This is a genomic window from Halorubrum salinarum (assembly GCF_013267195.1).
Taxonomy (GTDB): domain Archaea; phylum Halobacteriota; class Halobacteria; order Halobacteriales; family Haloferacaceae; genus Halorubrum; species Halorubrum salinarum.
In genome coordinates this window covers 26366-51498 of sequence record NZ_CP053942.1, presented here as the reverse complement: position 1 = coordinate 51498, position 25133 = coordinate 26366, and the positions used below count along the sequence as shown (strand labels likewise).

29 protein-coding genes are annotated in these 25133 nt (G+C 66.2%); 8 read left to right on the top strand and 21 right to left on the bottom strand.

Annotated elements, in window-relative coordinates; genetic code table 11:
• Window positions 1-6: 6 nt before the first annotated feature.
• The 5 genes from HPS36_RS15180 to HPS36_RS15160 all read right to left on the bottom strand — a co-directional run bounded on the left by HPS36_RS15180 (window position 7) and on the right by HPS36_RS15160 (window position 4730).
• On the bottom strand, window positions 7-747 hold the full coding sequence (locus HPS36_RS15180) for an NAD(P)H-hydrate epimerase (protein WP_173230961.1): 741 nt from the start codon (window positions 745-747) through the stop codon (window positions 7-9).
• A 67-nt stretch (window positions 748-814) separates the two neighbouring features.
• Window positions 815-1198, bottom strand: coding sequence for a SaoD/DsrE family protein (locus tag HPS36_RS15175; RefSeq protein WP_137717284.1), 384 nt, complete (start codon window positions 1196-1198; stop codon window positions 815-817).
• A gap of 69 nt (window positions 1199-1267) precedes the next feature.
• The gene (locus HPS36_RS15170) at window positions 1268-2305 is read right to left on the bottom strand and encodes a YncE family protein (protein WP_173230869.1); all 1038 of its coding nucleotides are present in this window, start codon (window positions 2303-2305) and stop codon (window positions 1268-1270) included.
• Window positions 2302-3372 (bottom strand): sulfurtransferase, encoded by a 1071-nt coding sequence (locus tag HPS36_RS15165; protein WP_173230868.1) that lies wholly within the window; start codon window positions 3370-3372, stop codon window positions 2302-2304. The genes HPS36_RS15170 and HPS36_RS15165 overlap by 4 nt, the downstream gene beginning before the upstream one ends.
• Window positions 3372-4730: a beta-propeller fold lactonase family protein gene (locus tag HPS36_RS15160; protein WP_173230867.1), complete on the bottom strand. Its 1359-nt coding sequence runs from the start codon at window positions 4728-4730 to the stop codon at window positions 3372-3374. Before HPS36_RS15160 ends, HPS36_RS15165 begins: the two co-directional genes overlap by 1 nt.
• A 156-nt stretch (window positions 4731-4886) precedes the next feature.
• On the opposite strand from HPS36_RS15160, the gene HPS36_RS15155 reads away from it, so the two are divergent.
• Entirely contained in the window at window positions 4887-6095 is a 1209-nt protein-coding gene (locus HPS36_RS15155; protein WP_173230866.1) for a YeeE/YedE family protein, read from the top strand.
• Between the two features lie 358 nt (window positions 6096-6453).
• On the opposite strand, the gene HPS36_RS15150 is transcribed toward HPS36_RS15155, so the two are convergent.
• Complete coding sequence (locus HPS36_RS15150; RefSeq protein ID WP_137717289.1) at window positions 6454-6789, bottom strand: rhodanese-like domain-containing protein; 336 nt, start codon at window positions 6787-6789, stop codon at window positions 6454-6456.
• A 2-nt stretch (window positions 6790-6791) separates the two neighbouring features.
• Entirely contained in the window at window positions 6792-7091 is a 300-nt protein-coding gene (locus tag HPS36_RS15145) for a sulfurtransferase TusA family protein (protein ID WP_137717290.1), read from the bottom strand.
• A gap of 150 nt (window positions 7092-7241) precedes the next feature.
• On the opposite strand from HPS36_RS15145, the gene HPS36_RS15140 reads away from it, so the two are divergent.
• Complete coding sequence (locus tag HPS36_RS15140; protein ID WP_137717291.1) at window positions 7242-8261, top strand: PLP-dependent cysteine synthase family protein; 1020 nt, start codon at window positions 7242-7244, stop codon at window positions 8259-8261.
• A 33-nt stretch (window positions 8262-8294) separates the two neighbouring features.
• Here the strand turns inward: HPS36_RS15140 and HPS36_RS15135 are convergent, their stop codons facing one another.
• On the bottom strand, window positions 8295-8558 hold the full coding sequence (locus tag HPS36_RS15135; protein ID WP_137694690.1) for a MoaD/ThiS family protein: 264 nt from the start codon (window positions 8556-8558) through the stop codon (window positions 8295-8297).
• 273 nt (window positions 8559-8831) lie between these two features.
• On the opposite strand from HPS36_RS15135, the gene ubaA reads away from it, so the two are divergent.
• The gene (gene ubaA, locus HPS36_RS15130) at window positions 8832-9689 is read left to right on the top strand and encodes an SAMP-activating enzyme E1 (protein ID WP_173230865.1); all 858 of its coding nucleotides are present in this window, start codon (window positions 8832-8834) and stop codon (window positions 9687-9689) included.
• 66 nt (window positions 9690-9755) lie between these two features.
• On the opposite strand, the gene HPS36_RS15125 is transcribed toward ubaA, so the two are convergent.
• A complete protein-coding gene (locus tag HPS36_RS15125; RefSeq protein ID WP_173230864.1) occupies window positions 9756-10184 on the bottom strand; it encodes a desampylase in 429 nt (142 codons plus the stop codon).
• 125 nt (window positions 10185-10309) lie between these two features.
• Between HPS36_RS15125 and HPS36_RS15120 the strand changes: the two genes are divergently transcribed.
• Window positions 10310-10774 carry a DUF302 domain-containing protein gene (locus HPS36_RS15120; RefSeq protein WP_137717294.1) on the top strand — a complete coding sequence of 155 codons (465 nt, stop codon included), beginning with the start codon at window positions 10310-10312 and terminating at the stop codon, window positions 10772-10774.
• A 27-nt stretch (window positions 10775-10801) separates the two neighbouring features.
• Here HPS36_RS15120 and HPS36_RS15115 read toward each other — a convergent pair whose 3' ends face one another.
• Entirely contained in the window at window positions 10802-11158 is a 357-nt protein-coding gene (locus HPS36_RS15115; protein ID WP_089308263.1) for a DsrE family protein, read from the bottom strand.
• 236 nt (window positions 11159-11394) lie between these two features.
• On the opposite strand from HPS36_RS15115, the gene HPS36_RS15110 reads away from it, so the two are divergent.
• Window positions 11395-12444, top strand: coding sequence for an RNA-guided endonuclease TnpB family protein (locus HPS36_RS15110; protein WP_137717295.1), 1050 nt, complete (start codon window positions 11395-11397; stop codon window positions 12442-12444).
• A 240-nt stretch (window positions 12445-12684) separates the two neighbouring features.
• Here HPS36_RS15110 and HPS36_RS15105 read toward each other — a convergent pair whose 3' ends face one another.
• The 5 genes from HPS36_RS15105 to HPS36_RS15085 form a co-directional block, all read right to left on the bottom strand.
• Window positions 12685-13257, bottom strand: a complete 573-nt coding sequence (locus HPS36_RS15105) for a hypothetical protein (RefSeq protein WP_173230863.1) — start codon at window positions 13255-13257, stop codon at window positions 12685-12687.
• Window positions 13258-13338: 81 nt separating this feature from the next.
• Window positions 13339-14805, bottom strand: coding sequence for a dihydrolipoyl dehydrogenase (locus HPS36_RS15100; protein ID WP_173230862.1), 1467 nt, complete (start codon window positions 14803-14805; stop codon window positions 13339-13341).
• Between the two features lie 87 nt (window positions 14806-14892).
• Window positions 14893-15804 carry a sulfite exporter TauE/SafE family protein gene (locus HPS36_RS15095; RefSeq protein ID WP_173230861.1) on the bottom strand — a complete coding sequence of 304 codons (912 nt, stop codon included), beginning with the start codon at window positions 15802-15804 and terminating at the stop codon, window positions 14893-14895.
• Window positions 15805-16092: 288 nt separating this feature from the next.
• Window positions 16093-16524: a hypothetical protein gene (locus tag HPS36_RS15090; protein ID WP_173230860.1), complete on the bottom strand. Its 432-nt coding sequence runs from the start codon at window positions 16522-16524 to the stop codon at window positions 16093-16095.
• A gap of 130 nt (window positions 16525-16654) precedes the next feature.
• On the bottom strand, window positions 16655-17170 hold the full coding sequence (locus HPS36_RS15085; RefSeq protein ID WP_137717299.1) for a redoxin domain-containing protein: 516 nt from the start codon (window positions 17168-17170) through the stop codon (window positions 16655-16657).
• Window positions 17171-17349: 179 nt separating this feature from the next.
• Between HPS36_RS15085 and HPS36_RS15080 the strand changes: the two genes are divergently transcribed.
• Window positions 17350-18135: a TSUP family transporter gene (locus HPS36_RS15080; protein ID WP_137717300.1), complete on the top strand. Its 786-nt coding sequence runs from the start codon at window positions 17350-17352 to the stop codon at window positions 18133-18135.
• A 34-nt stretch (window positions 18136-18169) separates the two neighbouring features.
• On the opposite strand, the gene HPS36_RS15075 is transcribed toward HPS36_RS15080, so the two are convergent.
• Both HPS36_RS15075 and HPS36_RS15070 read right to left on the bottom strand, forming a co-directional pair.
• Entirely contained in the window at window positions 18170-18400 is a 231-nt protein-coding gene (locus HPS36_RS15075) for a hypothetical protein (protein ID WP_137717301.1), read from the bottom strand.
• Window positions 18397-19185, bottom strand: coding sequence for a DUF547 domain-containing protein (locus tag HPS36_RS15070; RefSeq protein ID WP_173230859.1), 789 nt, complete (start codon window positions 19183-19185; stop codon window positions 18397-18399). Before HPS36_RS15070 ends, HPS36_RS15075 begins: the two co-directional genes overlap by 4 nt.
• 99 nt (window positions 19186-19284) lie before the next feature.
• Between HPS36_RS15070 and HPS36_RS15065 the strand changes: the two genes are divergently transcribed.
• Window positions 19285-19812, top strand: coding sequence for a peroxiredoxin family protein (locus HPS36_RS15065; RefSeq protein WP_173230858.1), 528 nt, complete (start codon window positions 19285-19287; stop codon window positions 19810-19812).
• Between the two features lies 1 nt (window position 19813).
• The gene (locus HPS36_RS15060) at window positions 19814-20776 is read left to right on the top strand and encodes a prenyltransferase (protein WP_235681775.1); all 963 of its coding nucleotides are present in this window, start codon (window positions 19814-19816) and stop codon (window positions 20774-20776) included.
• Window positions 20777-20833: 57 nt separating this feature from the next.
• On the opposite strand, the gene HPS36_RS15055 is transcribed toward HPS36_RS15060, so the two are convergent.
• The 4 genes from HPS36_RS15055 to HPS36_RS15040 form a co-directional block, all read right to left on the bottom strand.
• A complete protein-coding gene (locus HPS36_RS15055; protein WP_137717304.1) occupies window positions 20834-21376 on the bottom strand; it encodes a hypothetical protein in 543 nt (180 codons plus the stop codon).
• A 56-nt stretch (window positions 21377-21432) separates the two neighbouring features.
• The gene (locus tag HPS36_RS15050; protein ID WP_173230857.1) at window positions 21433-22572 is read right to left on the bottom strand and encodes a DUF3179 domain-containing protein; all 1140 of its coding nucleotides are present in this window, start codon (window positions 22570-22572) and stop codon (window positions 21433-21435) included.
• 111 nt (window positions 22573-22683) lie between these two features.
• Window positions 22684-24222 (bottom strand): ATP-binding protein, encoded by a 1539-nt coding sequence (locus tag HPS36_RS15045; RefSeq protein WP_173230856.1) that lies wholly within the window; start codon window positions 24220-24222, stop codon window positions 22684-22686.
• 155 nt (window positions 24223-24377) lie between these two features.
• Window positions 24378-25001: a cysteine hydrolase family protein gene (locus HPS36_RS15040; RefSeq protein WP_137717307.1), complete on the bottom strand. Its 624-nt coding sequence runs from the start codon at window positions 24999-25001 to the stop codon at window positions 24378-24380.
• Window positions 25002-25133: the final 132 nt, after the last annotated feature.

Below are 25133 nucleotides of genomic sequence, written 5' to 3'. Positions count from 1 at the left end.
CTCGTGTCACCTCGTCGATAGCGGGACGGCGAACCCGCCACCGAACGGGTTACAGTACTCGATCTCGAGGCGGTCGTACACTACTTGCGGAATCGAGAGATCGACGAGCCGGAGATCGCCGCCGACCGTCGCGAGCCCCGTCTTCGGTAGCGCGAGGGTGGCGGTGAGGTCCGCTTCGACCGCGACCCCGGGCGCCTCTCCGGTCGTCGCGTTTGTGCCGGAGGGAACGTCGAGCGACACGATTGTTTCCGCCGCGCCGTCGACGGTTTCGATCAGTTCTGCCGCGGCGCCGCGGGGCGCCCCGGTCAGTCCGTAGCCGATCAGCGAATCGACGACGAGATCGTCGAGCGCCGTGTAGGTGTCCGTATCGCAGTCGGGCGATTCAATCGTTACGTCCATCGCTTCCAGTATTCGCAGTTGTTCCGCGGTGACGCCGCTGACTTCGCTCGGTGCGCGGTCGAGAACGATTCGGACCGGAACATCCCTATTCGCGAGGTGTCGGGCACAGGCGAGGCCGCCGCCGCCGTTACCCCCGTTACCGGCGAGTACCGAGATAGGAACGTCGCTCCGGCCGTTCGATCGGACACGGAGAACGGCCTCTGCGAGCCCGCGACCGGCGTGTTCCATCATCCGCCGGAGATCGAGGCCGATCTCTTCGACGACAACGCGGTCGATGTCCCGCATCTCATCGGCTGTGACCGCCGTCACGCTTCGACCGCTCGGACCGACGAAGGTGGACGCGTCCATGTGCTGCCCTTCGAAACCGGTGTCAAAAACGGTGCGGGAGAGTCCAGGTCTCCCCAATACAAGCCAGCTACAGGGTGATGACGTGGTCGACACCGACCTCGCCGAGCGCCTCGTAGAGGTCGGGGAAACAGCCGACTGTGGCGCCTTCGACGGTGTTCGTCGGCTCGTAGCGGTCGCGTCCGTGCTCGTCGGTCCGGTCGTACTCCGCGAGCCCGCGACGGGTCGCACACTGGTCACAAAGCATGAGCAGGATCTCCTGCTCGGTCGCAACGTCCGCGAGCCGTTGTCCGAGCGGGTCGTCCTCGCGGAGCGCGTACGTGTTGTCGTGGAAAAAGAACATGCCGACGACGTCGGCGCCGTGCGCGCCGGCCTCCAGCTGCGGGAGGATCATGTCGCCGAGCACGTAGTCGATGGTCTGTCCGGCTGTCGCGAAGACGTATGCGACCTTCATACAGCAGGGACGGAGAACGGAGCAATTACGGCAGCGACTCCGGCAGGGTTCCCCGCCGTCCGTGACGCTTCAGACCACGACCGCGCCGAACGGGTACGCCGGCGTGTCGGCGGTCCAGACGGTGCCGTTCGCGACGTCGACGAGCGAGATCCCGTCGTCGTCGTAGTGAGACACGAGGAGCCGGCCGCCGCCCACCGGGGCTGCGACGAGCCCCGGCGCGTTCGTGTCGACCACCTGGCCGTCGAGCGAGCGAAGTCGAGCGGCCTCGGCGTCGAGCACCCACCAGTGACCGTTCGCCCTGAACAGGTCGACCGGTCGGGAGAAGCCGTCGTGGACCGCTTCGAGCGTCAGGTCCGGCGAGAACTCGTGGACCGTCCCGTCGGCCCGCCCCGGAACGAACACGCGGTTGGCAGTGACGACGAGGTCGTACGGGTCCGCCCCGACCGCGGCCTCTTTGCGAACGTGGCCGACTCGGGTCGCAGGTGCGTCTGGCTCTTCGTCCCCGTGACTAGCCGGCTCGAATACGACGATCCGGTCTCCTTCCTGATCGACGGCGTACCCGTGGTGCCCGTCGGGCGTGAGCGCGACACCCTGTACCCTCGCCTCCGGACCCACGTTGACCGTACCAATCTGCTCGTGAGTCGCGGTATCGACGACATCGACGACGCCGTCTCGCCGACTGCCGCTGTAGAGGCGGTCGCCGTTGGGCGCGACGGCCAGTTCGTGCGGCTCCGCGCCGACGCCGATCCGGTCGGTACGTGCCAGTTCCACCGGATCGATCACCGCGAGCGCGTCGCCGGCCGAACAGGCGACGTACAGCTCGCCGTTCGCGCTCGCGAAGTGCGAAGGGCCCAAGACGCCGGTGTCGATGCGGCTCACCTCGCCACCGGGGTCGACCGCGGTCACCGACCGCTCGCCCATCGTCGCGACGAACGTCCGGTCGGCAGTCGTCGTCGCGTGGACCGGGTGGCCACCGACCGGCACCTCGCCGAGCGAGTCGCCCGTGGCGAGCGCGAACAGCGCGAGAACGTCGGCGCCCTCGCAGGGGACGGCGACGACACGGTTCGGCGCGTCTTCCGCTCCCTCGCCGGCACCGTCCGAGCTCATCCCGTACAGGAGAAGTCGCCGCTGCTGTCGTCGCCGCCGACGCTCCCCTCGGTCTCGACCACGACATTCGTCGCCGTCTCGACCGGGTGTCGCCCGCGGTCGTCCGCGTTCGCCCACTCACCGAAGCCGCCGTCGTAGACGCGGACGTCATCGAAACCGATCGCCCGCAGCGTGAGCCACGTCGAGGTCGGGTCCACGTTGTCGTCGCCGTACACGACGACGGGGGCGCTGCGATCGAGCCCCGCTTCGCCCTCGTACAGCTGGACGAGTCGCCCCGGATCCGCCATCCGGCGGCCGGAGACGTTGCCGACCCAGTGGACATCGATCGCGCCCGGCAGGTGGCCGTGGCGCTCGTGGTCGTCGTTCAGCGCGTCGGAGCCGGCCGCGGCCAGATACGCCTCCGGCACCCGCACGTCGACCAGCCCCGGGCCGCCGTCGTTAAACGAGCCAACACGCTCGGCGAGCCACTCCCGGGTGACCCACGTTGACGGCGCCGGGTCGGCGTCGTACGTCGCCGTCGACACGTCGCCGCGGGATCCGGTTCCGAGCCGGCCGTTCCACCCGTCGAGCCCGCCGTTCAGCACCTTGATATCCCCGCGGTGGCCGACCGCGGCGAGCGCGAACGCGGTCCGCGTGACGCGGGAGCCGACGCTCGCGCCGTAGACGAGCACGTCGTCGTCGGGTGCGACGCCGATCGACTCGAACGCGGCCGCGATCGCGTCCGCGTCCGGGACCGCCCCGTCCTCAGTGCCGCGCCGACTCGTGATCGCGTCGAAGGGGACGCGGCGGGCGCCGTAGACGCGCTCCTCGCGGAACCGCTCCGCGTTCCGCGCGTCGAGCACGACGGCGTCGTCTCGGTGCTCGGCCAGCCAACTAGGGCCAACGAAGTGGGCGACGTTGCCCGTCACCTCGTACTCTGCCGCCACGTTGGCCGGCGTCGAGACGCTCAGACAGCCGGCCGTGCTCGCCGCGCCGGCCACCGTCGCGCCGGCCGCGGCGCGGAGGAGTCCGCGCCGCGTCGCGTCGCCGCCCTCGTCGCCGTCGGCCTCCGGGGTTTCGTCGACCATCAGCCACAGTAGCAGTGGTCGTCCATACACCACGACGCCTCCATCTCGCCGAACGCGATTCCGAGCGACGCGAGCGAGGCCTGAAGGCTCGATACCGCGTCGCTCTCGGGGCGGACCGTCCCGGCGGCCGCGCCCGTGGGTGCCTCTCCGACCTCAATCGTCGTCGCGACCTCGCGGTTCTCGTGGTCGATGACCGCGACCTGGTTCGCGTCCTGAACCGGGACGTACAGCTTCTCGCGGTTCGGGCCCCACGCGCCGGCAATGCTACTCCCGCCGATGTCGAGCGTTGTCGCGTACTCGTTCGTCTCCAAGTCGATCACGCCGACGCCCTCACCCGGGATGAAGAGGTACGCCGCCGAGTTGTCCGGGGCGACCTCGCTCGTTATCGGCGCGCCTGGTAGGCCATCGTCGCCGGTGATCTTCGCGACTTCTTCCGGGTTCTCCGGGTCAGAAATGTCCCAAACACTCTCCGAGCCAACGCGGGGAACCTCAGGGTCGCCGCCGAGCGTCCCCTCGCCGTTCTCCACGAGGAGCAGCTCACCGTCGAAGGAGGCGGTACACATGAACGGGAGGACGTTCCCCTCGGTGATCGGTTCGCCGGCGTCGACTCGGGTCACCGTCTCGAAGGGGTCAACGCTCAGCACGCGGATCGCCTCGTCGGCGACATCGACGACGAACGCGTAGTCTCCGTTAGGCCCGAGCGTCATGTCACAGGGCCCAACGTAGCCGGTCTCAATCTCGGCGGTCACCTCGCCGAAGGTGTTGCTTTCGCGGTCCGCGTCGACGCGGAAGATAGCGTGGTTCGCGTCGCCCTCGGGTGCCATCCCAGTCGTGCCGCCGGAGGCGATGAGCAGGTGGTCGCCGTCCGGCGTCAGGTTCGGGTAGTTCGGGCCGAACCCGGTCTCGACGTACGCCAGCTCTTCGAGGGTGCGCTGGTCGACGGCGCGGACGCCGCCGGAGACGTTGAGCCAGAGCACGTCGTGGTCGGACTCCGCGCCGGTGGAGTACTGGTTGGCCGGGAAGGAGGCGGTCGTCCCGAGGAACGCGGAGGTGACGAGCTCGTCGGACTCGGCGTCGATGACGCTCAGCGTCCGGTCGCCGTTGTTGAACACGAACATCGTCGGGACGGCTTCGCCGCCGTCGCCGCCGCCGCCGTCGCCGCCGCCCGAACAGCCGGCGAGGGCGGCGGTCGCGCCGACGGTCCCAGAGGCCTGAAGCAGGCGTCGCCGGTCGACACCGTCCGCGAAGGGGTTTTGGCGGTCGTTGTTCGCCAGTTCCTCTCCCTTCGCGGGTCGCGGGGACGCCGCCGTCTCCCCGTCCCCGGAGTCGCTCGACCCGCAGCCGCAGTTATCGCTCATACGTATCGGATGATCCTTTGTGGCTAAAGCCTCGCCGAACGCCCGTCTCGTTGCCCCGTGTCCCACATTTCGGCAACACTTACGCTAATCTGCGATAAAAGGGGTTCGTTACCGTGTCCGGCGCGGATTTAGGTGCGAGGACAGTAGAACGAGCCGATGATACTCTCGCCGAGCGCCTATATCGGCGTCTCGATCGCCGTCGGTCTCGCCTTCGGTATCTTGCTCCAGAAGGCGCGCTTCTGTTTCGTCAGCGCCTTCCGCGACTTCGTCGCGTTCAAAGACACCCGCGTGCTGAAGGGACTACTCGCCGGGATCGCCGTGATGACGGTGTTCTGGAGCCTTCAGGCGACGTTCGGTTATTTCCGCGGCTTCTGGACGCCCGCGTGGGGCCTCGGGTCGCTGATCGGCGGCTTCGTCTTCGGGCTCGGGATGACGCTCGCCGGCGGCTGCGCGTCGGGGACACTGTACCGCGCGGGACAGGGATACCTCCAGTTCTGGCTCGTCCTCCTGTTCATGTTCGTCGGATACGTCCTCTTCGCGTTCGCGTTCCCGGTCGCCGAGACGTACTACTTCCAGACGCTGAACCCGTTCGAGGGGCAGACGCTCTACCTCGCGCTCCCATTCTCGCCGGCCGTCACCGGCGCGCTCGCGGTCGCCGTGGGGACGCTCGCCTACGCCTTCGTGAAGGGTCGCAGCCAACTCCCGGACGACCCCTCCGGCGGCACCGGCGTCGCCAGCGACGCGCGGGCACAGGTCGCGCTCGGCGGCTCACGACTGCTCTCGTCGGTGGCGCTCGGCCTCCGCGGCATCGCGGACGGCACCGTTGAGTACGTCCGCGCGCTCCGCGACGACGACCGGCCGCTGAAGGTCCGCCTGCGCGATTCGTGGGACGCCCGGACCGCGGGCGTCGCGATGGCGCTCGTCGCGAGCCTCTGGTTCTCCGTCCACGGCCACTGGGCGATCACCGGCAGCGAGGCGCGCTGGGCCGGCTACCTCCTCGCCGGCGCGGGCTTTGACGTCGCGAGCGTCGACTACTGGGGCTCGGTGCTGTTCCGCGACGGCAACATCTCGCTTACCATCGACATGCTGATGATCGCGTCGCTGATCGTCGGCTCGTTCATCGCCGCGTACGCCTCCGGCGACTTCCGAATCCGGAAGCCGAAGCTGAACCGCGTTCCGAACTACGCGGCGGGTGGGCTCCTGATGGGCCTCGGCTCGCGGCTCGCGGCCGGCTGTAACATCGCGAACCTGTTCTCCGGGGTCGCGCTCCTGTCGGTCCACTCCTTCCTCGCCGGCGCGGGGATCATCCTCGGCGTCTACGTGATGACCCACTACATGTACCGCGAGGTCGGCTGCGCGATTTAATCGGGATTTCCAACCGGTTCCGAATTTCTTGTTTGAGTCGATAATACGCGTGAGTTTGACGGAGTGACTTCTGGGGGATAGATGCGGAACATCTCCAAAGCCCCAGCCTCGCGGCTTCCCCTTTGAGTCCCGTCCCGCACCGCACGGCAACCACACCTCACGCCCCCAGCCTCGTCGGCTTCCCTCCGCTTCGCTCCGGTCGGCCGACTCCCTCGCGCGTGTGACTCGCGCCCTGCGGGCGCTCGTCGGTACGCGCCATCGCGGGTTTCAGACCTAAACCGCCGCATACGTCTTTCAGACACAACCCTACTCGGATCTAAAACTCTGCGAAAAGAACCCGAGAAACGAGACTACCTGCTCAGGCGTCGGCCGCCGTGCCGGTCTCCAGTTCGAACGTCCACTCCTCGTAGCCGCCGGCCATGCTCGCGACAACCACGTCGTCCTCGACGCCCTCGTAGCTGCTGATCAGCATCGCGGCCTGCTTCGACGACTCGCCGACGGGACAGGCGCACACCACGTCGGTGTCGTCCCAGTCGATGTCGGGGACCATCGACGGGAGGTCGCCGAGCGGAACGTTGATCGAACCGGGGATGTGGCCCTGCTCGTACTCCGCTGGCGGTCGTGTGTCGATAACGCGGATGTCGCCCTTCTGGACGCGCTGGTTGACTTCATCAGGGGTGAGTTCCTCGACCATGATCACTCCTTCCGCATGAAGATGCGGTAGCGGCCGTCCCCGGACTTCCACACCTTGGCGGTCGCGTCATCGCCGACCGCCTTCGGGACGTTCTCGGTACTCGGGACGTGGTCGGTCTCTTGGACGAGCACGTCGCCGGGCGAAAGCCCCGCGATAGCCTTCTTCGCCTCGACCTGTGGGTACGGACAGACTTCGCCGGTCATATCTTGTACCTCGGTCGCGTCTTCGAAGAGCGCCTCGGCGGTCTCGTCATCGAGCTCGTCGGGCATCTCGACGACGTCGTCCCACGATAGTTCACTCATAGACTTCCATACGACACTCGTCGTGGAACCCCTTTCGTGACCGGCAGGCTTCTCCCGTATCTCGGACGGGTGTTCGCCGCGCACGACCGCTTCGAGGTCCGAGACCGCCGTTTCCGTCGGACTCTTATTCGGGAGCGGCGAACGGGGGGTATGACCGGACACGCCGTCGACGAGTCGACGATCTTCGAGACGCCGCTGCTCGAACTCGACCTCGACTTGGAGAGCGACGCCGCGGTGTACGCAAAAGCCGAGTGGTTCAACCTCTACGAGGCTCCCCACGGCGGCGGGTCGATCAAATCGCGGATCGCGAAGGGGATGCTCGACGGCGCCGAGGAGCGCGGCGACCTCGAACCCGGCGTGACTGTGATCGAGCCCACCTCGGGCAACACCGGCAGCGAGGTCGCCCGACTCGCAAGGGCGCGCGGCTACGACGTCGAGATCGTCATGCCCGACAACGCCGCCGGCGGGAAAGTCGAGGCCGTCCGCGACGCCGGCGCCGAGATCCACTTCGTCGACGCCGACCTGGGGTACGACGCGGTCATCGAGCGCTGCGAGGAGATCATCGCCGCGGACCCCGACGCCTACTACCGCCCGAACCAGTACGAGAACCCCGACAATCCCGGAACTCACGAGCGGACGACCGCGCCCGAGATCCACGAGGCCACCGACGGCGGGGTGACCCACTTCGTCGCCGGCGCCGGGACCGGCGGGACGATCACCGGAACGGGCCGCGGGCTGACGAACCTGACCGACGGGGCCGCCGAGATCGTCGGCTTCGAGCCGGAGGAGCCGCTCCACGCCATTGACGGCCTGAAGTACCTCCGAACGGGCGACCACTACCACCCGGAGACGTATGACGAGTCGGTGCTCGATCAGAAGCTGTACGTCCCGACCGACGACGCCTACGACCGCGCCCGCGCCCTGCGTGAGCGGTACGCCAATGACCCAATCCCGATCGTCGATGCCGGGCAGTACGACGCGGAGACGATTCGCGAGCACCTCCGCGTCGACGGGCAGTTCGTCGTGGGGACCTCGGCCGGCGCGGGCGCGGCCGCCGTCGCCGCCCTCGATGACGCCGGCGACCTCGCGGACGACGACGCCGTCGTGTTCATGCTGTGCGACCGCGGCGACAAGTACGCGGACATCCCGCTGTGGGAAGAGTACCTCTAAGCGTCGTAAGGAAACCGAGAACTGTCGACCGCGTTACCGACCGCCGCTCGCCGCCGGGATGACTCGCACCTGCGCGTCGTCCGGGACCTCCGCGTCGAGTCCGTCGACCGGGGTACCGTCCACGTAGACGTTGATGAACTCCTTGATCTCGCCGTCCTCGATCACGCTGTCGCGCAGCTCGTCGCCGTGTTCCGCGGCGTGGTTGTCGAACAGTTCCGCCACCGTCTCGCCGGCGACCTCGACCTTCGAGGTTGCCGACCCGCCGACCAGCGCGGCCGGGAGCTTAATCGTCGCCATACCTCCTGTTCGAGGCTCACATTCAAAAGGGGCGTGTCGACGGCAACGTCGACCACGGTCTGACACGGTCTCCGGTCGCGTCTGCGGGCGCTCCGGCGGTTCCGACCGTTGCTTGCCCCCTCGCCGACGCCAACAGCGACGGAGACAGAGGTTTCGCCGCGGCGACGAGGGATTCGCACGCCGCCTGTGCGTCCGCGGCGCACCTCCGAGATGGCGGCAGTACCCACCGGTGGACGGCCGGCTTAACCGTCCGCGGACGCTACGTACGGGCGAATGAGCGATCTCGACCTCGATCCGACGCAGCTCGACCGCTACTCCAGACATATCATCCTCGACGACGTCGGGCCGGAGGGACAGAAGGACCTACTGGACGCGAAGGTGCTGGTCCTTGGGGCCGGCGGGCTCGGCGCGCCGATCATCCAGTACCTCGCCGCTGCCGGCGTCGGCACGCTCGGCATCGCCGACGACGACGAGGTTGAGCTGTCGAACCTCCAGCGACAGGTCATCCACGGTGACGACGACGTGGGCCGGAAGAAGGTCGACTCGGCGGCGGAGTTCGTCGCCGACCTCAACCCCGACGTCGACGTCGAGCGCCATGAGCTGCGTGTCACGCCGGACAACATCGAGGAGCTCATCGACGGCTACGACTTCGTCGTCGACGGCACGGACAACTTCGAGACGCGCTACCTCGTCAACGACGCGTGTACCCTCGCCGGGATCCCCTTCTCGCACGGCTCCATCTTCCGGTTCGAGGGCCAGGTGACCACGTTCGCTGGCGACGACGATTCGCCGTGTTACCGTTGTTTGTTCCCGGAGGCACCGCCGGCCGGGATGGTCCCGAACTGCGCGACTGCCGGCGTGCTGGGTGTCCTTCCGGGCACCGTCGGCTGCCTCCAGGCGACCGAGACCGTCAAACACATTATGAGCAAAGGCGAGACGCTCGACGGCTCGATGCTGTTCTTCGACGCGCTCGACATGGAGTTCGACAAGGTCGAGATCCCCAAGCAGGACGACTGTCCGGTCTGCGGTGACGACCCTGCCATCGAGTCCGTCCACGACGTCGAGTACACCGCCTCCTGTGCGATCGATGTCGGCGGCGACTCCGAACCGGAGATCGAGGCGAGCGACTGAGCCCTGCGCGACTCGCTGCTCTCCGTTACGGTTTTGCGCCTCGATTCTGACTCCAGACTAATCCGGCTACCGTTCGCTCCGGACCGACACCGTCTCCTGTTCGAACTCGTCCGCATCGTCGCGCCAGCGCCACGACCCGACGAACGGGTAGCCGTCGAGCGCACAAATGACGTACGAGTGGCCCGGCCACGTCGCCCGCGCGGCGTCCGTCTCGCTTGGGTGCGTCGGGCCGGTCGGGTGCGAGTGGTAGAAGCCGACCACGTCGAGGCCCGCCTCCTCGACAGTCTCGATCAGCTCGAACTGCTCTTCTGGGTCGATCAGGTACCGGATCTCGGGCGTCTCCGCGACGTTCTCGGCCGCGTACGTCTCCGTGACGACGCTCGGGTCGCCGTCGTCGCCGTGTTCGCCGGCGAGGGCGCCGCAGATTTCGGCCTCGCCGCCCTCGTACGCCCGATACACGATGTCGTCGTACGCCGCTCGCGTGAGTTCGATCATGTCGGGAGATGGCCCGACGGCGTCATAAGTCCGTCCCGACCGGCAACGGGCACGGCGCGTCAGAGGTAACGGCAGTTGTCGAGGGTGGGACGCGATATTTATATTCGGGCGTGAGAGCACCTCGCATGAGCGACGCGTCATCCCGATCACCGACACCGACGGCTGATGAGGCTCTTCATACGACTCTCGATATGCCGTTCGAGGACGCCGTCCCCTTCGTCCAGATCGAACATGAACTGGCTGATTTTGAAACGGTACGCGTCACTCGCCTCGATCAGATGATCGCGGGTATGCTCGGACACGACGACGTTGAGCGAACCGCGCTAATTGTGGTCTGTCACCCAGAAATCGCACACGATGCCCTCCAGATCGATCCAACCCTGGCCGGTATGTTACCGTGTACGACGACCGTCTACGAGCGCGCTGCGGACGACCGCGTCCACGTCCATCACGTCTCAGCGACAAAAGCGATACGGGACTTAGGTTGCGCGCCAGCCGACTCTGACGAGGCTGTAGAGGACTTGGTCACGAAGACAGGCGAGCTGATGGCTGTCGTCTGGGCGAACATCGAAGAACACGGTCAAAAATGATAGGCACCGCCGAGCCGGTCGCCCGGATTAGAACGTGATGATCTCGTAGTCGTCGTCGACGAGCGAGCGGATGCTCGGGTGCCCGTCGTACTCGTCGAGCGTGACGAGCCCGGAGTCGGCGACGGCGTCCTCGACGCCGAACGCGCCGGAACAGAAGTCACAGACTGCCGCGTCGTCGCGGACCGCTTGGTAGAGCTCGTGGTAGTCGCTCTCCTCGTCTTCGAGCTCCGGGATCCACTGCGTCCCGGCGCCGTCGAAGATGAGCTCGAGTTCGTCGTCGTCGTTCTCGGCGAACTCCTTGGCCGCTTCGAGCGCGTTCGCGAGGCGACCGTAGTCCGAGTGCGATTCGTTGCCGGCGAGAATCACGATTGCTGCTTTTGCCATCGTACACCCTTATAAATCGCATACGTACAAAACCCGTCCGCGGATGTGTGTCCGGGACACCATCTCGACACGTGATAGCGTGCCAGGCCCGTGGGAGCGCGTTTCGAAAGTGTAAGGAGAAATCCCCGCCCTCCAGGGCGGGGATGGATCCGACAAACGATGATACAAACCACCGATGATAGCACGGCCTGATATTCCAACAGATATTTAATATCGCATACTTGATTACAGTTGTAATGGTCACGGTGGCTGTCACCGCGAAGTTCCACAATCCATCCCTCTCACGGCGGAAAGAGTGGCAACGCGCCACTCGACTCTACCGTGACACCAAGCAATTCTGTATCGATGGATGGGAGAACGGCGACTTCGGGAAGTCCGTGACCACGGCCACCATCGACAACGACCTCTACTCGGCCATTCAGAACCAAGCCATCCGAGAGGCGAAATCCGACCACAACAAGGACGGGGAGGTTCGCTACCGAGAAAGTCAACCATTCGCCATCAACAACCAGAACTGGGAAATTGACACGACCGAGAACGGCACACTCGTCGTCGGCTTCCCGTGCGTCTCCCAATGGTGGTACACACCGATAGAGGTGTACGACGATATTGCCGACCCCGTAGACCGACTGGTGGAGGGTGACGCTGACAAGACCCGCCTACAGATCTACCGTCGCGGCGACGACTGGTACTGTACGTTCAACGTGGAATACGACACCGACACGTCGGGTGAGACGCCTATCGGTGTCGATATTGGTGAACGGCATATCCTCGCTGTGACCGCCTACGGTGAGGACGAATCAATGCTGGTGTCTGGTGGTGAGACGAAGTACGTTCGACGCAAATACCGTTCCCTACGCGATTCGCTCTCGGAAGCGGGTGCGCTTCGCGCACGTAACCGTGTAGGTGACAAAGAACAGCGTCGAATCAAAGACCTGAATCACAAACTCTCTCGTCGCCTCATCACGTTCGCGCAACAGTTCGAGAATCCCGTCATCCGGATGGAAGACCTCGAAGGTATCCGCGAGGACAGCTCGTGGTCAGGCGTTCACTCGTGGTTTTTCCACCAACTCCAACAGTTCATCACGTACAAAGCCGAGCGAGCTGGGATTCGTGTTGAGCAGGTCGATGCGTACCATACCAGCCAGCGGTGTTCAGCGTGTGGTTCGATGGGAACCCGTGATGGCGACCACTTTTCGTGTTCGGAGTGCGGTCGAGGACGCCACGCGGACCTGAACGCTTCAGAGAATATCGCACAACGGGAGGGTGAACCATGTACGGCGTAGCAGTTCGGCTGACGCGAACCGTACTACCTCGCTGGTTGAATAGCCAGCCGTCTTCGACGCCCGCAGATTGCGGGGAGGAAGGCCCCATTGACAGGGCTACACGCGCTGAAAAGCACACCGTTGGTCACAACTCGGTGGCGACCGTTGACGGCCCACGCGAAAGCGTACTTGAGGCCCGAGGAAACGCGCAACCTGAATATCCCCTTCGGGGAATCCTCGCGTTTTAGCGCGGGGAGGATGTCAAGAGAAGTCCTCGGCGTCGAACGACCGCGGCTCGGGTCCCTGATCAATGAACTGAACCGACCCGTCGTCGATGGCAACGAGTGCCGCCACCCCGCCGTACCCATGCGTCTGGTCGTGGCCGCGGACGACGACACGGGCGACGTCGTCGGGAACCGCGACCGTCTCTGACCGCGTGAACGGCTGCTCGGAGTGGGCGTGGAGCAGCTCTCGGCGACCGAGCCGCGTCCCGTCGAGCCGCTCGACCTGCCACCAGTTCGCGTACCCCTCCTCGCCGTCGTCGTCGTGATGGAGCGTCACGTCGAACGCGTAGCCGCCGTCCGTAGCCTCGAATCCGACGTCGACGACGTTCGCCTCTTGGAGATTGAGGTCTTCGGCAGCGGGTGGTTCCGATCCCGTTTCGCCGGCGGTGTTGGCGTCGCCCCCAGAGCCGATATCGACGCCGCCCTTGGCGTCAGCATCGCCGTCGGTACCGGTGTCGCTCTCGGTACAGCCGGCCAGCGCAACCAGTGCGCCGCCGCTCGCGAGGCCGGCCAACAGTCGACGCCGAGAGAGATGACCGCGGTCGTTCATAAGAGGAGTTCGGTAGGAGATAATAAAACCGCTCGGCCGACCGGGAAGTCGCCGTGTTCGGCCGCAGCGCTGCCTTGACGGCTATCCGTGGTGATGATGTCCGTGGTCGTGTCCGCCGCCGCGTGAGAACTGCCCGGAGAAGGCCCGGTCGACGACCTCGGAGAGCGCGGGGTGGATGTGGACCGCGTCGCGAATGTCCGCGACCGTTCCCGAGCCGGCAGTCATCGCCACGACGACCTCCTCAATCAGATTAGACGCCTCAGGACCAATAATGTGACAGCCCTGGATGTTCCCGTCAAGGTCGATGAGGACCTTCACGAACCCCTCCGCGCCCATTGCGCTCCCACGGGCCGTCTCCTCGTACGCGTACGTGTTCGTGGCGTACTCGATATCGGCCTCGCGGAGGTCTTGCTCACGTGCCCCGACGCCGGCGACCTCGGGCGAGGCGAACACCGCGAACGGCATCGCCGAGTAATCAACCGGCTCTGGCTCGTCGCTCAGCAGGTTCCGGACCACCGCCTTCGCCTCGTGGTTCGCGCTGTGTTTCAGCAGATACTCACCGACCACGTCGCCAAGCGCCCACACGCCCTCTGCGTCCGTCTGAAGGTACTCGTCCGTCTCTACGAAGCCGTCCGCGTCAGTCTCGACGCCTGTCGCATCAAGATTCAGCGAGTCGGTGTTCGGGCGGCGCCCCGCCGCGACGAGCAGCTCGTCGCCCGCGACGGTCACCGGCTCGGCCTCCTCGGGCGGGCCGACCGGCTCGTCGCCCGCGCGGACCGAATCCGCCTCGGGGTACGGGCGAGCCTCGACGGTCACTTCGCCGTCGGCCTCCTCGGCGGCGACGGCCTCGTACCCCGTGTACACGTCGAACCGGTCGGCGTAGCGGTCGGTGAACGCCTCGCCGACCTCCGCGTCGGCCTCCGGCAGGAGGTGCTCGCGCCGGCCGACGATCCTCACGTCGGTGCCGAACGTCCCGAAGAAGTGGCCGAGTTCGGCCGCGATGTACCCGCCGCCGACGATCACGAGGCGGTCCGGCGCCGTCTCCAACTGGAGCGCCTCCGTGCTCGTGAGGTAGTCGACGCCGTCGATCCCGTCGATCGGCGGGACCGAGGGACGCGTCCCCGTGGCCACGAGGACGGTGTCGGCCCGCAGCGTGGCGCCCTCGTCGTCGCCGTCGACGATCTCGACCGTGCGGTCATCGACGAACCGTCCGGTTCCCGAGAACAGGTCGTGGCTGTTTGAGGACTCCAGCCCGCGACGGATCGAATCCGAGCTTCCCGCCACGTCGTCGTTTACCTTCCGAACGATCTCCGCGAAGTCGATGTCGGTCACCTCCGCCTCAATCTCGAACGCATCGGCGCCCTCGATCGTCTCCAGCACCTCTGCGTGATAGAGGAGCTGTTTCGAGGGGATACAGCCACGGTTGAGACAGGTCCCGCCGAGCCGACCCTCCTCGACGACCGCGACCGAGTTCCCCCGACCGGCCATCGCGTTCGCTACGTCCAGTCCTGATCCAGACCCAATAACGAGGAAATCAAACTCTTGCATGGATTGGCCGACGGGACCCACGGCCATCAACCCCAGTCCGTTGTGGCGTGAGTTGTACACGACCGCCCAGAACCGGTGTGCGACCGTTTAGACGCCGAATATTGTCACGAGAACGATCCCGCCGACGATCCCGAAGACGATGCCGAGCCCGCGCTCCATCAGCCCGCTCGGAACGTGTTTGCCGACGCGGGCACCTATTGTTCCACCGACGATCACGCCCGGGATCGACCAGACCACCACGTACCACACGGGTGTCGCCGCCAGCGCGTGGACGGCGGCCCCGGCGACCGCGGCGATCGCGAGCACGAACACCGACGTGGCGACCGCAACTCGCGGTGGCATTCGACACCGCGCCACCAGTTGGGTCGTCACAATTTCGGGGAGACCGGCGCTGATCAACCCCGTGAACGCCCCGCCGAGTGCCGCGAGCGCGACACCCGGCGGGCGCCAGCAGGTCGGGTAGACGAACCGCTCGCCGTCGGTAGCGTTAACAACGGTGGTACCGCACTCCGCGTTCTTTTTTTCAAGGAACTCGCCCTCGCGCTCGCCGGGTTCGGTCTCTTCCGGAGAGTCAGAGTACAACAGAAATCCGCCGAGCACGAACAGCCCGACGCCGAACCCGCCGCGCAACAGCGTGTCTGGGACGTAATGTGCTGCGAACGATCCAATCACGATCGCCGGCAGCGCGCCGACCAACAGCCACTTCGCGGTCGCGTAGTCGACGACGCCCTGCTTGACGTACGACCGGAGCCCGTTCCCCATCCCGAACACCTCGGTCATCAGGCCCGCGCCGACCGCCTGGGCGGGGCCGAGCCCGACCGCGAGCAGGAAGAACGGGCTGAAGAAGAGCGCGCCCGAGACGCCGGCCGCGATGGCGACCATCGAGAACAGCACCGACGCGGGGAACACCCACCAGTGATCGAGGACCTGATCGACCGATACCGCCGAGAGCAGCGGCAGCGGGTCGACCCCGCTCGCTAGTGCTAGTGAGCTTGGCATCGCTTACTCCGGGTGGTGAGCGCCGTGTCCGACCCACAGCAGCAGCAGATGCGTTGCGATCGCGAGCGGAAGCCAGCCGACTGGCAGCACCGCCGCGACGGGATCGACCGCTCCGAAGACGTAGACTGCTGGGAACGCGATCGACATCCAGAATGCGACGCGTCGAACGGTCGCTTCTATTCCGCGACCGACTGCCGATCCGGCCGCCGCGGTACAGCTGCGTACCGGGCGGTCGTCACGCAGGCATCCTGGGCCACGACCGTCCGCGTTCGTGTTCGTGCCCACGCCTTACACCGGGAGCAGCGCGATTCCCGCGCCCAGTACGACGCCGTAGACGACGTGGAAGAAGCCGAACGCAGTCATCGTCTTCGGATCGGGTTCCATCGCGAGGACGATTCGCATCCAGAACATCATTCCGCCGACCATCAGGACGAGGCCGAAGGCGAGCCCCCACAGGACGCTCCCGACGAGAGCCCCGGCGCCGACAGCGAGCCCGAGTGCGGTCGCACCGACTGCGAAGGCAGCCCCCGCACCGACCCCGTACAGCATGTGGAGCAGCATGCCCTGTTTCATATACGCCTCGGGCCCCTCGTCGCCGACGTACTTCGCCCAGAGGGCGGCGGTCGGCGGCGGCGAGTCGTCTCCCATCGTCATCATGAACATCGTCATGACGACGGTCGCGATCAGTCCAGCGATCAGTCCGGTGAGTATGCTTACCATGATGTGTGACACGCGCCGGCGAGCCGACGCAGGTTACCTCTGGTAACCTAGATGCGAGACTATCGGATAAAGGCGCGCGAACGGATCGGTAACCCGGTTACCGGCCGGTAATCGTTGTCGTCGGTAGTACTCACAGATACGACTTCCCGTCCGGCAGTTCGCACTCGTCACCGTGACACCGCGCGGCGTGTTCGACGGCTTCGAGGTCCGGTTCGTCGTCGGTCTCCTCGCTCCGCCACGCGTACTGGACGGTGCGGTCCGGATCGACCACGAAGACCGCCGAACGCGCGACCCCGCGGTGGTCATCGATCTCTTCGGCGCGCACGCCGTACGCCTCGGCGACACGGCCGTCGCTGTCTGAGAGCAGCGGGAAGTCGATGCGATGCTGTTCGGCGAACGCGCGGTGACTGTAGACGCTGTCGGTCGAAATACCGAGGACGACGGTATTCTCCAACAGCGACAGTGCCTCGCTGTCCCGCAGCGTACACATCTGGCTGGTACACACCGGGTGGAAGTCGAACGGGTAGAACACCACCACGACAGCCCACCCGTTATCGACGTACTCGGCGAGGCCGTGCGTGTCGATCCGTCCGCCGCCCGCACCCGGGAGTTCGAACGTTGGCGCCGTCTGTCCGGTTTGGAGCATATTTGAATAACGACGGCCGACGGGTATGAGCCTCGGCCGTTCATGCGGGGTGATCGCACACACCACATTACGCGTCCGACCACCCGAGAGCCGCCGTCAGCATACGGCCGACCTCGCGGCCGTGTCTCGGCGCCACACAGTCAGCGGTCATTTATGAATAACCGCGTCATCTCAAGCGTATGACCCTCGCGCTTTCCGTCGAACTGGTGGCGACGATCGCCGTCGTCGTCGGGGTCGCGGGCGCCGTCAACGGGGTCGCAGGGTTCGGATTCGCCGTCGTTGGGACCATGGTACTCGCCGCGACACTCGATCCCGCGACCGCCGTCACGTTCATGATCATTCCGATGTTCGCCGTCAATCTCGCGCTCGTCGGCGATCTCACGCGCGAGGAGCTCCGCACGTGCGGAACCCGGTTCGCGCCGCTGCTCGTCGCCGCTCTCATCGGCACTCTCCTCGGGATGGCACTCCTCGACCGGCTCCCGGAAGCCCCGCTCCGGATCCTGCTCGGGTTCGTCTCGCTCGGCTTCGTCGCGACGAATCAGCACGCCGTCCCGTTACCGTCACTCCCTGTCCTGAGCGAGCGGGAGTTTGCCGATACGCCGCTCGTCATGGCTGTCGTCGGCGTCGTCTCAGGCGTCCTGTTCGGCGCGACAAATGTCGGAGTCCAGCTCGTCGCGTTCGTTCGGAGCTTCGACCTCTCACACGGGCTGTTCGTCGGCGTCGTCGCGCTCGTGTTCGTCGGCATCAACGGTCTGCGGGTCGGCGCTGCTGGAGCGCTCGGACTGTACCCGGATCTCGGTCTCGTCCTCGCGTCGGTCGCCGCCGCGGTCCCGGCCGTCGCGGGCGTCGCAGTCGGAAAACGCCTCCGCGAGCGCGTGAGCGAACGCCTCCGGCGCGGGGTCGTCTTGGGGCTGTTGACGGTCATCGGCGTTCGGCTGATCCTCGGCGGCGCGGGAATCCTGTGATTGCTGGCAACGATACTGCCCCATTCTGCCGTTTTTATCGATTGAGCCGCCACCGGATCGCTACGGCGGCGACGAACACGGTCGCGAACGTGACGCCGCCCGAGATCAGCGCACCGCGAGCGCTCGACGCGCCCGTAGTGAGGACGGTGGCAGAGGCGCCGCCGCCGGCGAGGACCGCACCGCCCGCCATCCCGCCGACCCCGATACAACAGAGACTCAACAGGCCGACGACCGACAGCGATCCTAGGAGGCCGTCGTCGCTCATCGGCTCTCCTCCTCGGTCCGGAACGCATCGAGCGCGAGCGACCAGTCGTACTCGTGGTAGCGGATCCGCGAGATCGAGTCGGGATCGATCGCGTCGTACTCGCGGAGGAGCGCACGGATGCCCGACCGCCCGCCGAAGTCGCCACGGTACCACAGGAGGTGGCGCGGCACGCGAGCGGTCCCGTCCTCGACGACCGTCTCGCTTCGCAGATACGAGCCGGCGGCGACGTCGAGCTGTTCGTCCACGTCGTCGGCGTCGTAGGCCGCGACCGCGGGACAGGAGGCGGCGCCGCAGTTGAGCGCGAAGTGGATTCGGGGATCGGTATCGGCGACGCGGTGCCGACGGACGAACGCCGATGCGAAGGGATTCGGGACGTAGCCCAGCCCGTACTTCCACTGTGAGCCGCGGAGAATCCCGTGTTCAATCTGATCGAGACTCAGGTCAGTCCCGGCGACGGAGACGATCGGTTCGCCGAAGAACTGCCGCCGGTCCTCGAACCGCTCCGGCTCCGCGAGCAGCGCGCCCCCGGTCGCCGCGTTGTAGACGTTGAGCCAAAACGCGAGTCGCTCATCGGGGCCGAGCGCGTCCAGTTCGTCGGGCGAGGCGTCGGCGAGCCGCTCTCGGGCGGCGTCGAGTACGTGTCCGCGATCGTCGGGGGCTCGGACCGCGCGGAGGAATCGCTGCGAGGCAGCGACAAGGGAGGGACCCTCGGTAGATGTAGAGTCGGGATCGTCTGAGAGTGCCCGGTCGGGGTCCGGTACGGACGTCGACTCGGGTGTTAACATGATAGAGGGTTACTCGCCGCGTGAGAATAGCTGACGGGGTCTGGTACCTCGCGCACCAAACCGACCCGGCGTTATCCCGCGGCTCCGCGTATCGGAGGCATGAGCGATACGACTGCGTCACCGACGGCGGACGGCGTGCCGGACTTCGAACTGCCGAACGCCGGCGCCGGTCCGGATCCATTTTCTCTTTCCGCCGCCGCCGCGGCCGATGCCGACACGGACGCTGTGGTGCTGCTGTTCCAGCGGGACTACCACTGTGGGAATTGCCGGAAACAGGTCCAAGCGATCGGCGACAGGTACGACGAGTTCGGGGCGCTGAACGCCGCCGTTGTCTCGATCCTCCCGGAACCCGTCGAGCGAGCCAGCGAGTGGCAGGAGTCGTACGACCTCCCGTTCGCGCTGCTCGCCGATCCGAACACCGACGTGAGCGACGCGTACGACCAGCCCGTGCGGTTCGGCGTCCTCGGTTCGCTCCACGACCTGGTCGGCCGGATGCCAGTCGCGATGGTCCTCGACACTCGGTCTGACGAGCCCGTCGTCGCGTACACCTACGAGGGACGGATGCCCGCGGACCGCCCGGAAATCGACGACCTGCTCGACGAGATCAGGACGCTGCGTGGCGAGTGAGGTGAGCGAGACCGGACCGCGCCACGGAGGCAAGGACGGCGAGCCGGAGCGCCGTGTCGTTCTTGTAGCTCTCTGGCAGATGTCCCGACCGGCGCAACTCGCGCTGATCGCGCTCGTGTACGCGCTCGGCGTCGCGATGGCGTTCGGTCGAGGCGCGGAGGCGGAGGCGGGAGCAGTCGTGGTCGGGCTGGCAGCGCTGCTGCCGACCGCCGCGAGCGTTCACTACGCGAACGAGTACGCGGACGCCGAGACGGACGCGCTCACCGACCGGACACCCTTCTCGGGCGGCAGCGGTGCGCTGGTCGAGAGCGGGCTTCCCCGGTCTCTCGCACTCCATGCCGCAGTCGCGTCGGGGGCAGTCGGAGTCGCGCTGCTCATTGCCGGCACGGCGCCGGTCGACGGTCGGGTGCTGGGAGCGGTCCCGGCGGCGGTCCTCGTCGGGATACTCCTCGCCGGCTGGCAGTACTCAGTCAGGCCACTCCGACTCGCGTGGAAGGGACTCGGTGAAGTGACGAACACAGTGCTCGGCGGGGTCGCGCTGCCGCTGTATGGGTTCTCGGTCGTCACCGGCGGCGTCACCGTCGCCGCCGCGCTCGCGACCCTTCCCTTCGCGCTCGTGGTGTTCGTGAACCTCTTGGAGACGCAGTGGCCCGACCGCCGCGCGGACGCAGCCGTCGGGAAGCGAACGCTCGCGACGCGGTGGTCCGCCGGTCGACTCCGGCTGGCCTACGGCCTCGGAAGTCTCGCCGCCGCGGGGTCCGCCGTCGCGCTCGCATTTCTCGGTGCCGTGTTCCCGCTATTTGTCACGCTCGGGACCATACTGCCGATGGTCGGTCTCGTCCCCGGGTACTACCGATTCACGAGACGCGAGACGCCCCTTCCGGCCGTGGTGACGATGGTGCTCGTCGCCGCGGGATCGACCGTCGGGTGGAGTCTTGTCGCCACAGGAGCGGTCTCCGGATAGCGCTCGTGGCGGCGGAGACGCAGCGATTCGATCGGTCGCCCCGGACCCGATCGGTGATCAAGATTCGATCGGCCGTCCCGGATCGATCTTCGTTGCGACGTACGCGAGGCTGGCGAGAAGCAGCGCGACCCCGATCGGTAACAGCCAGACGAACGCCGTCAGGACGACGGCCGTCGCTTGGACGCCGATCGCGAGCAGCACGACCGGGCCGCAACAGACCGTCCCGGAGAGGAGGGCGGGAACGGACGCGAGCAGGCCCGACCCGGCTCCGATCCCGCAGGCTGTGGGCCGTCGAACCGCGAGATACGTCATTCCGAGGTTGATCCCGACGAGCCCGGCGACGATGGCACCGATCGCGACGTTGACCGGCGAGAGAAGCAGTCGAACGATGCCAGTGTCGACCGTGGCGATCGCGCCGAACGACGCCGGACCGGTCCGGGCGAACAGGCGACCGAGCGGGTCGTCGATCACGAGTACGCCGGGTGCGACCCCTGTGCGAAGGGACAGATCGCCCGTCGCCCAGAGGTACGCCAGCAGGTAGCCGACTGTCACGGCGGCGACGACCGCCGCGCTATCGCGGCGACCGATGGCCAGTCGCACCGCCCCGTCGATGTCTCTAATGATAACATAAAACGTCGCACGTGTGCTGCGAGCGCTCATCGGTGGAGGTCGGTCATAGGGTAGTAGCCGTACCAGGCGAACCACATGGCGTCGAAGACGATCTCCCGCTCGAACGGCAGCGAGTCGGGAGCGTGAACGGCGCCGTCGACGACGACGTCCCCATCCTCCCACGAGAGCGTCGCGGTTTCGAGGTCGACGCTATCGGTCCCGTCGCTCTCGGGGGCATCTCCGCTCCGGTACACGTACCCGGTGTCGAGCGGTTCGTCGTAGACGGCCGCGTGGCGGACACCGCCGAGATCGAACTCGATGACCCGCTCCTCGCGGAGCGTCTCCTTGCGGACAGCGACGGCGCCGTTCGCCGAGCGCATCCCGATCACGACGGTTTTCGGGGCGAGCCGGTTGTCCTCCGTGAGCGGTGGAAACAGGAAGGAACCGCCGGCGTAGTACCCGCTTCGGGGATTGTACCCGCCGTACGGATCGCTGCCGTAGTTCCGGGCGAATCCGGTGTCGTCGGTGAGCACGACCGTCTCGGGATGAGCCGAACGCCACCGTTCCCACGTCGTCCAGACGACCCGGAACTCCTCCAAGTGATCGCCGGGGTCGTCGCCGGTGATCCGCGTCGCGAGCATCTGCGGCCACCACTCCTCGGTCGCCCGGTCGAACATGACGAGGTTCGCGTTGATCAGCTGTCCCGAGACCCCGAACGTCGTCTCGCCGCGGTAGAATCCCTGTGCGGTGCCGGTGAGCGGACAGTACGTCACGGAGACGGGCGTCCCGGCGATAGCGTCGTTGACGATCTCGTGCCAGACGAGGACGGACTGCGGGTACGCTTTCGCCTCGCCGTCGAGGACGACGCCGAACACCGGATCACCGCCATCAAGCAACGCCGGGGGGTCCGTCGCCTCGGCGAACTGCGGGTCCTCGATCGCGGGAATGCCGTCGGGCGGCGGCCCGCCGGATCGGGTCGCCGCTTCGAGCTCGGCGGCGGTGTACGCCGCCGGGAGCGACCGCCCGACTGTCGGCGGTCCCTCGACAGCCGACCCGGTCGATCCGTCAGAGCTGTCGGTAATCGACCCAGATTCGGCGCCGACGTCGGAAGATCCGAGACACCCCGAAACCGAAGACATCCCGACCCCGAGGGCGCCGAGAAGGGATCGTCTGTCAATTTGTACCATACAGTAGGTTGGCGTCAACGGATGTTAACAGCGTTCAGATCGTGCGGCGAGAGCGCACAGGCGGTTCGACCGAATCAAAAAATGCTCGATTGTCGAGTGGTGATCAACCCGTCATCGACCGATGGCTGCTAACACTTGATCCCGGATCGTCTGCCGGTCTGGAAGCGGCGGCAGTGTCGACGAGAGCGCGCCGACGAGTCCGCCCCAGAGGAGGTGACCGACGAGCGAGGCCGGGCCGAGATTTGGGAGCGGCGTCGCGACTCCCACGGCGTTCAACCAGAGGCTCATGACTACTCCCGCCATGACGAACCACAAGAAGAGCCCGTACGCGACCCCCGCGGCGACGTTGGCGCCGACGGACTCACCGAGCAGCCTGCCGAATATCTCCGAGCGGACCACGGTGAACACGGTCGCGAACACGGCGCTGTGGAACAGGTGCGCGACCCACCCCACCGACGAGACGGACGCCCCGTACAGCGCGCCGATCACCGGCAGTGTTCCGGTCGTCACCTGAAAGAACACCCCCATCGCGACGCCAGCCGCTAGCCCGATACCGAGCGTCCGCCATAGCGTTCCGCTCGCGAGTCCCGGCGTGTCGTCGTCCGCGCCAGTTTGGCCGGTCCGCGGGAGCCGCACCCGGAGGGTAGTCGCCTCGTCGGTGTCGTCGACCCTGACATCCCCGCCGTATCTCGCGACGAGAAGCCGGACGACCGGGACGCCGTAGTCCACGTCGTTCCGCTCCTGTTCGGGGATCCCCTCGACGAGCACGTCGCACTCGCGAGTGCTGAGCCACGCTCCGGGGGCCGTGACGGACAATTCGACGTACCGGTCCCCGACGTCGACCGCGAGGGGATCAGCCCCGGTATCAGCCCAGTCGGGGAGTGCGACGAGTTCGTCGAGCAGCCGATCAACGTATCGGTCCGCTCTGATCGTCACCGACGGGACCGCCACCACCGACTCGTCACGACCGGTGCGCTCCACGTGTCTCCGGATCGCGTCGTCGAGCCGTACCGGCCCGAGCGCGCTGCCACCGTCGACAGTGCCGACCGTAAGAAAGCGTGTCTCGTCTACCGCCCGTTCGATCCGCGCGATCGCGTCGGTGATCGCTGTTTTGCTCCGGTCGGCGGTCTCTTCGCGGTTCTCGAACAAAATTTCCGAGTGGCCCCGGAGGATCGTGACGGAGTTCCGGACCTCGTGTCTGAGGATCCGATTGAGGAGTCGCGCCTGTTCGATCTGCCGGTCCACGGTGGCCTGCCGTCGGTCCGTCTCCGCGCCGCGGATCCCGACGAGCAGTCCCGCGCCACCCCCGACGATCCCGACGGCGGCAGCTGTGGCGGTGGCGTCTCCCGACGACGACGCAATCAGCAACGGACCGAGCACGAGTCCGACCGCCGCGGCGCCGTTAATAAACCAGACTAGAACGGTCTGGGTGTACGTCCGGTCTCGGGTGCTGACTGCGAGGTTGATCCCGTACAGGACAACGCTGAACCCGACCGCTAACACCAGTACCGCGCTCACCTCCGTTGCGAATCCCCGTTCTGTCACCAACAGGTCGGCAACCGTCCCCCGCGTCAGTGCGAACGCGACGACCGCTATCACGACGCCCTCGGGTTTGAACGCGAGACGGTCGCTCGGAGACGGTCGGTCCATACGTTCGATTATTGTCCGTTTATAAAGAGTTGTACTGGTTGTGTGACTCGACCGCGCGACCTCGTGAGAAGTCGCATCGGTCGGACGTGTGTCGGCCACAAACGACTAACGTGTGGAAGGACGCCGCGTAGCCGAGTTCTCCTACGACGCCGGTCCTACTCCGCCGCCGCTAGCCGCTCGACAACGTCGTCAGTCTCGGCGGTCTCGTGGGCAATAAACCCGTAATTCGTGAGCGCCGCCTGAAGAGCCTCCTCGCCGGCGGCCGCCGTAGCGTCAGTGACGGTGAGCACTTCGAAGCCGTTCTCGACTGCGTCGCGCAGGTGCGACTCCACACAGAGATTCGCACTCATCCCCGCGAGCACGATGGTATCAATACCGCGCTGCCGGAGCTGAATCTGCGCGTCGTTGCTCCAGAACCCGGAAAGCTGCTTGTGCGGTGAGAGCACAAACGTGTTGTCGTCGGGTTCGAGCTCGGGAACAAAATCGGCGCCGTCGCCGGCGATATCGAACATTCGCGTGTCGAACATTATTTGATCGATCGTGTTCAGGTGCTCCCAACTGTCGTACTCGGCATCCTCGTACTCGTGCGGGGAATAAAAGACGGGTACGTCGCCTTCGCGAGCAGCGTCGCGGAGTCGGCGGATCTTATCGACCACGGCGTTCTCCTCAACGGTCTCGCCAACCTTGTCCCACACAACGCTCTCAGGCTTCAAAAAGTCAATTTGCGGGTCGGTGATCAGGACGGCCGTGCTGTCGGCATCGATTTCGAGTTCGGTCATAGTTACCTACAGTAACTTCATATGGAGAGGTAACTGATAAGCTCGCGCGAACCGACAGGTAACCGGGTAACTGAGGGGTAACACCGGTTTCGTTTACTCACCTGGTTACTAAACGTATCTTTATTTTAATGG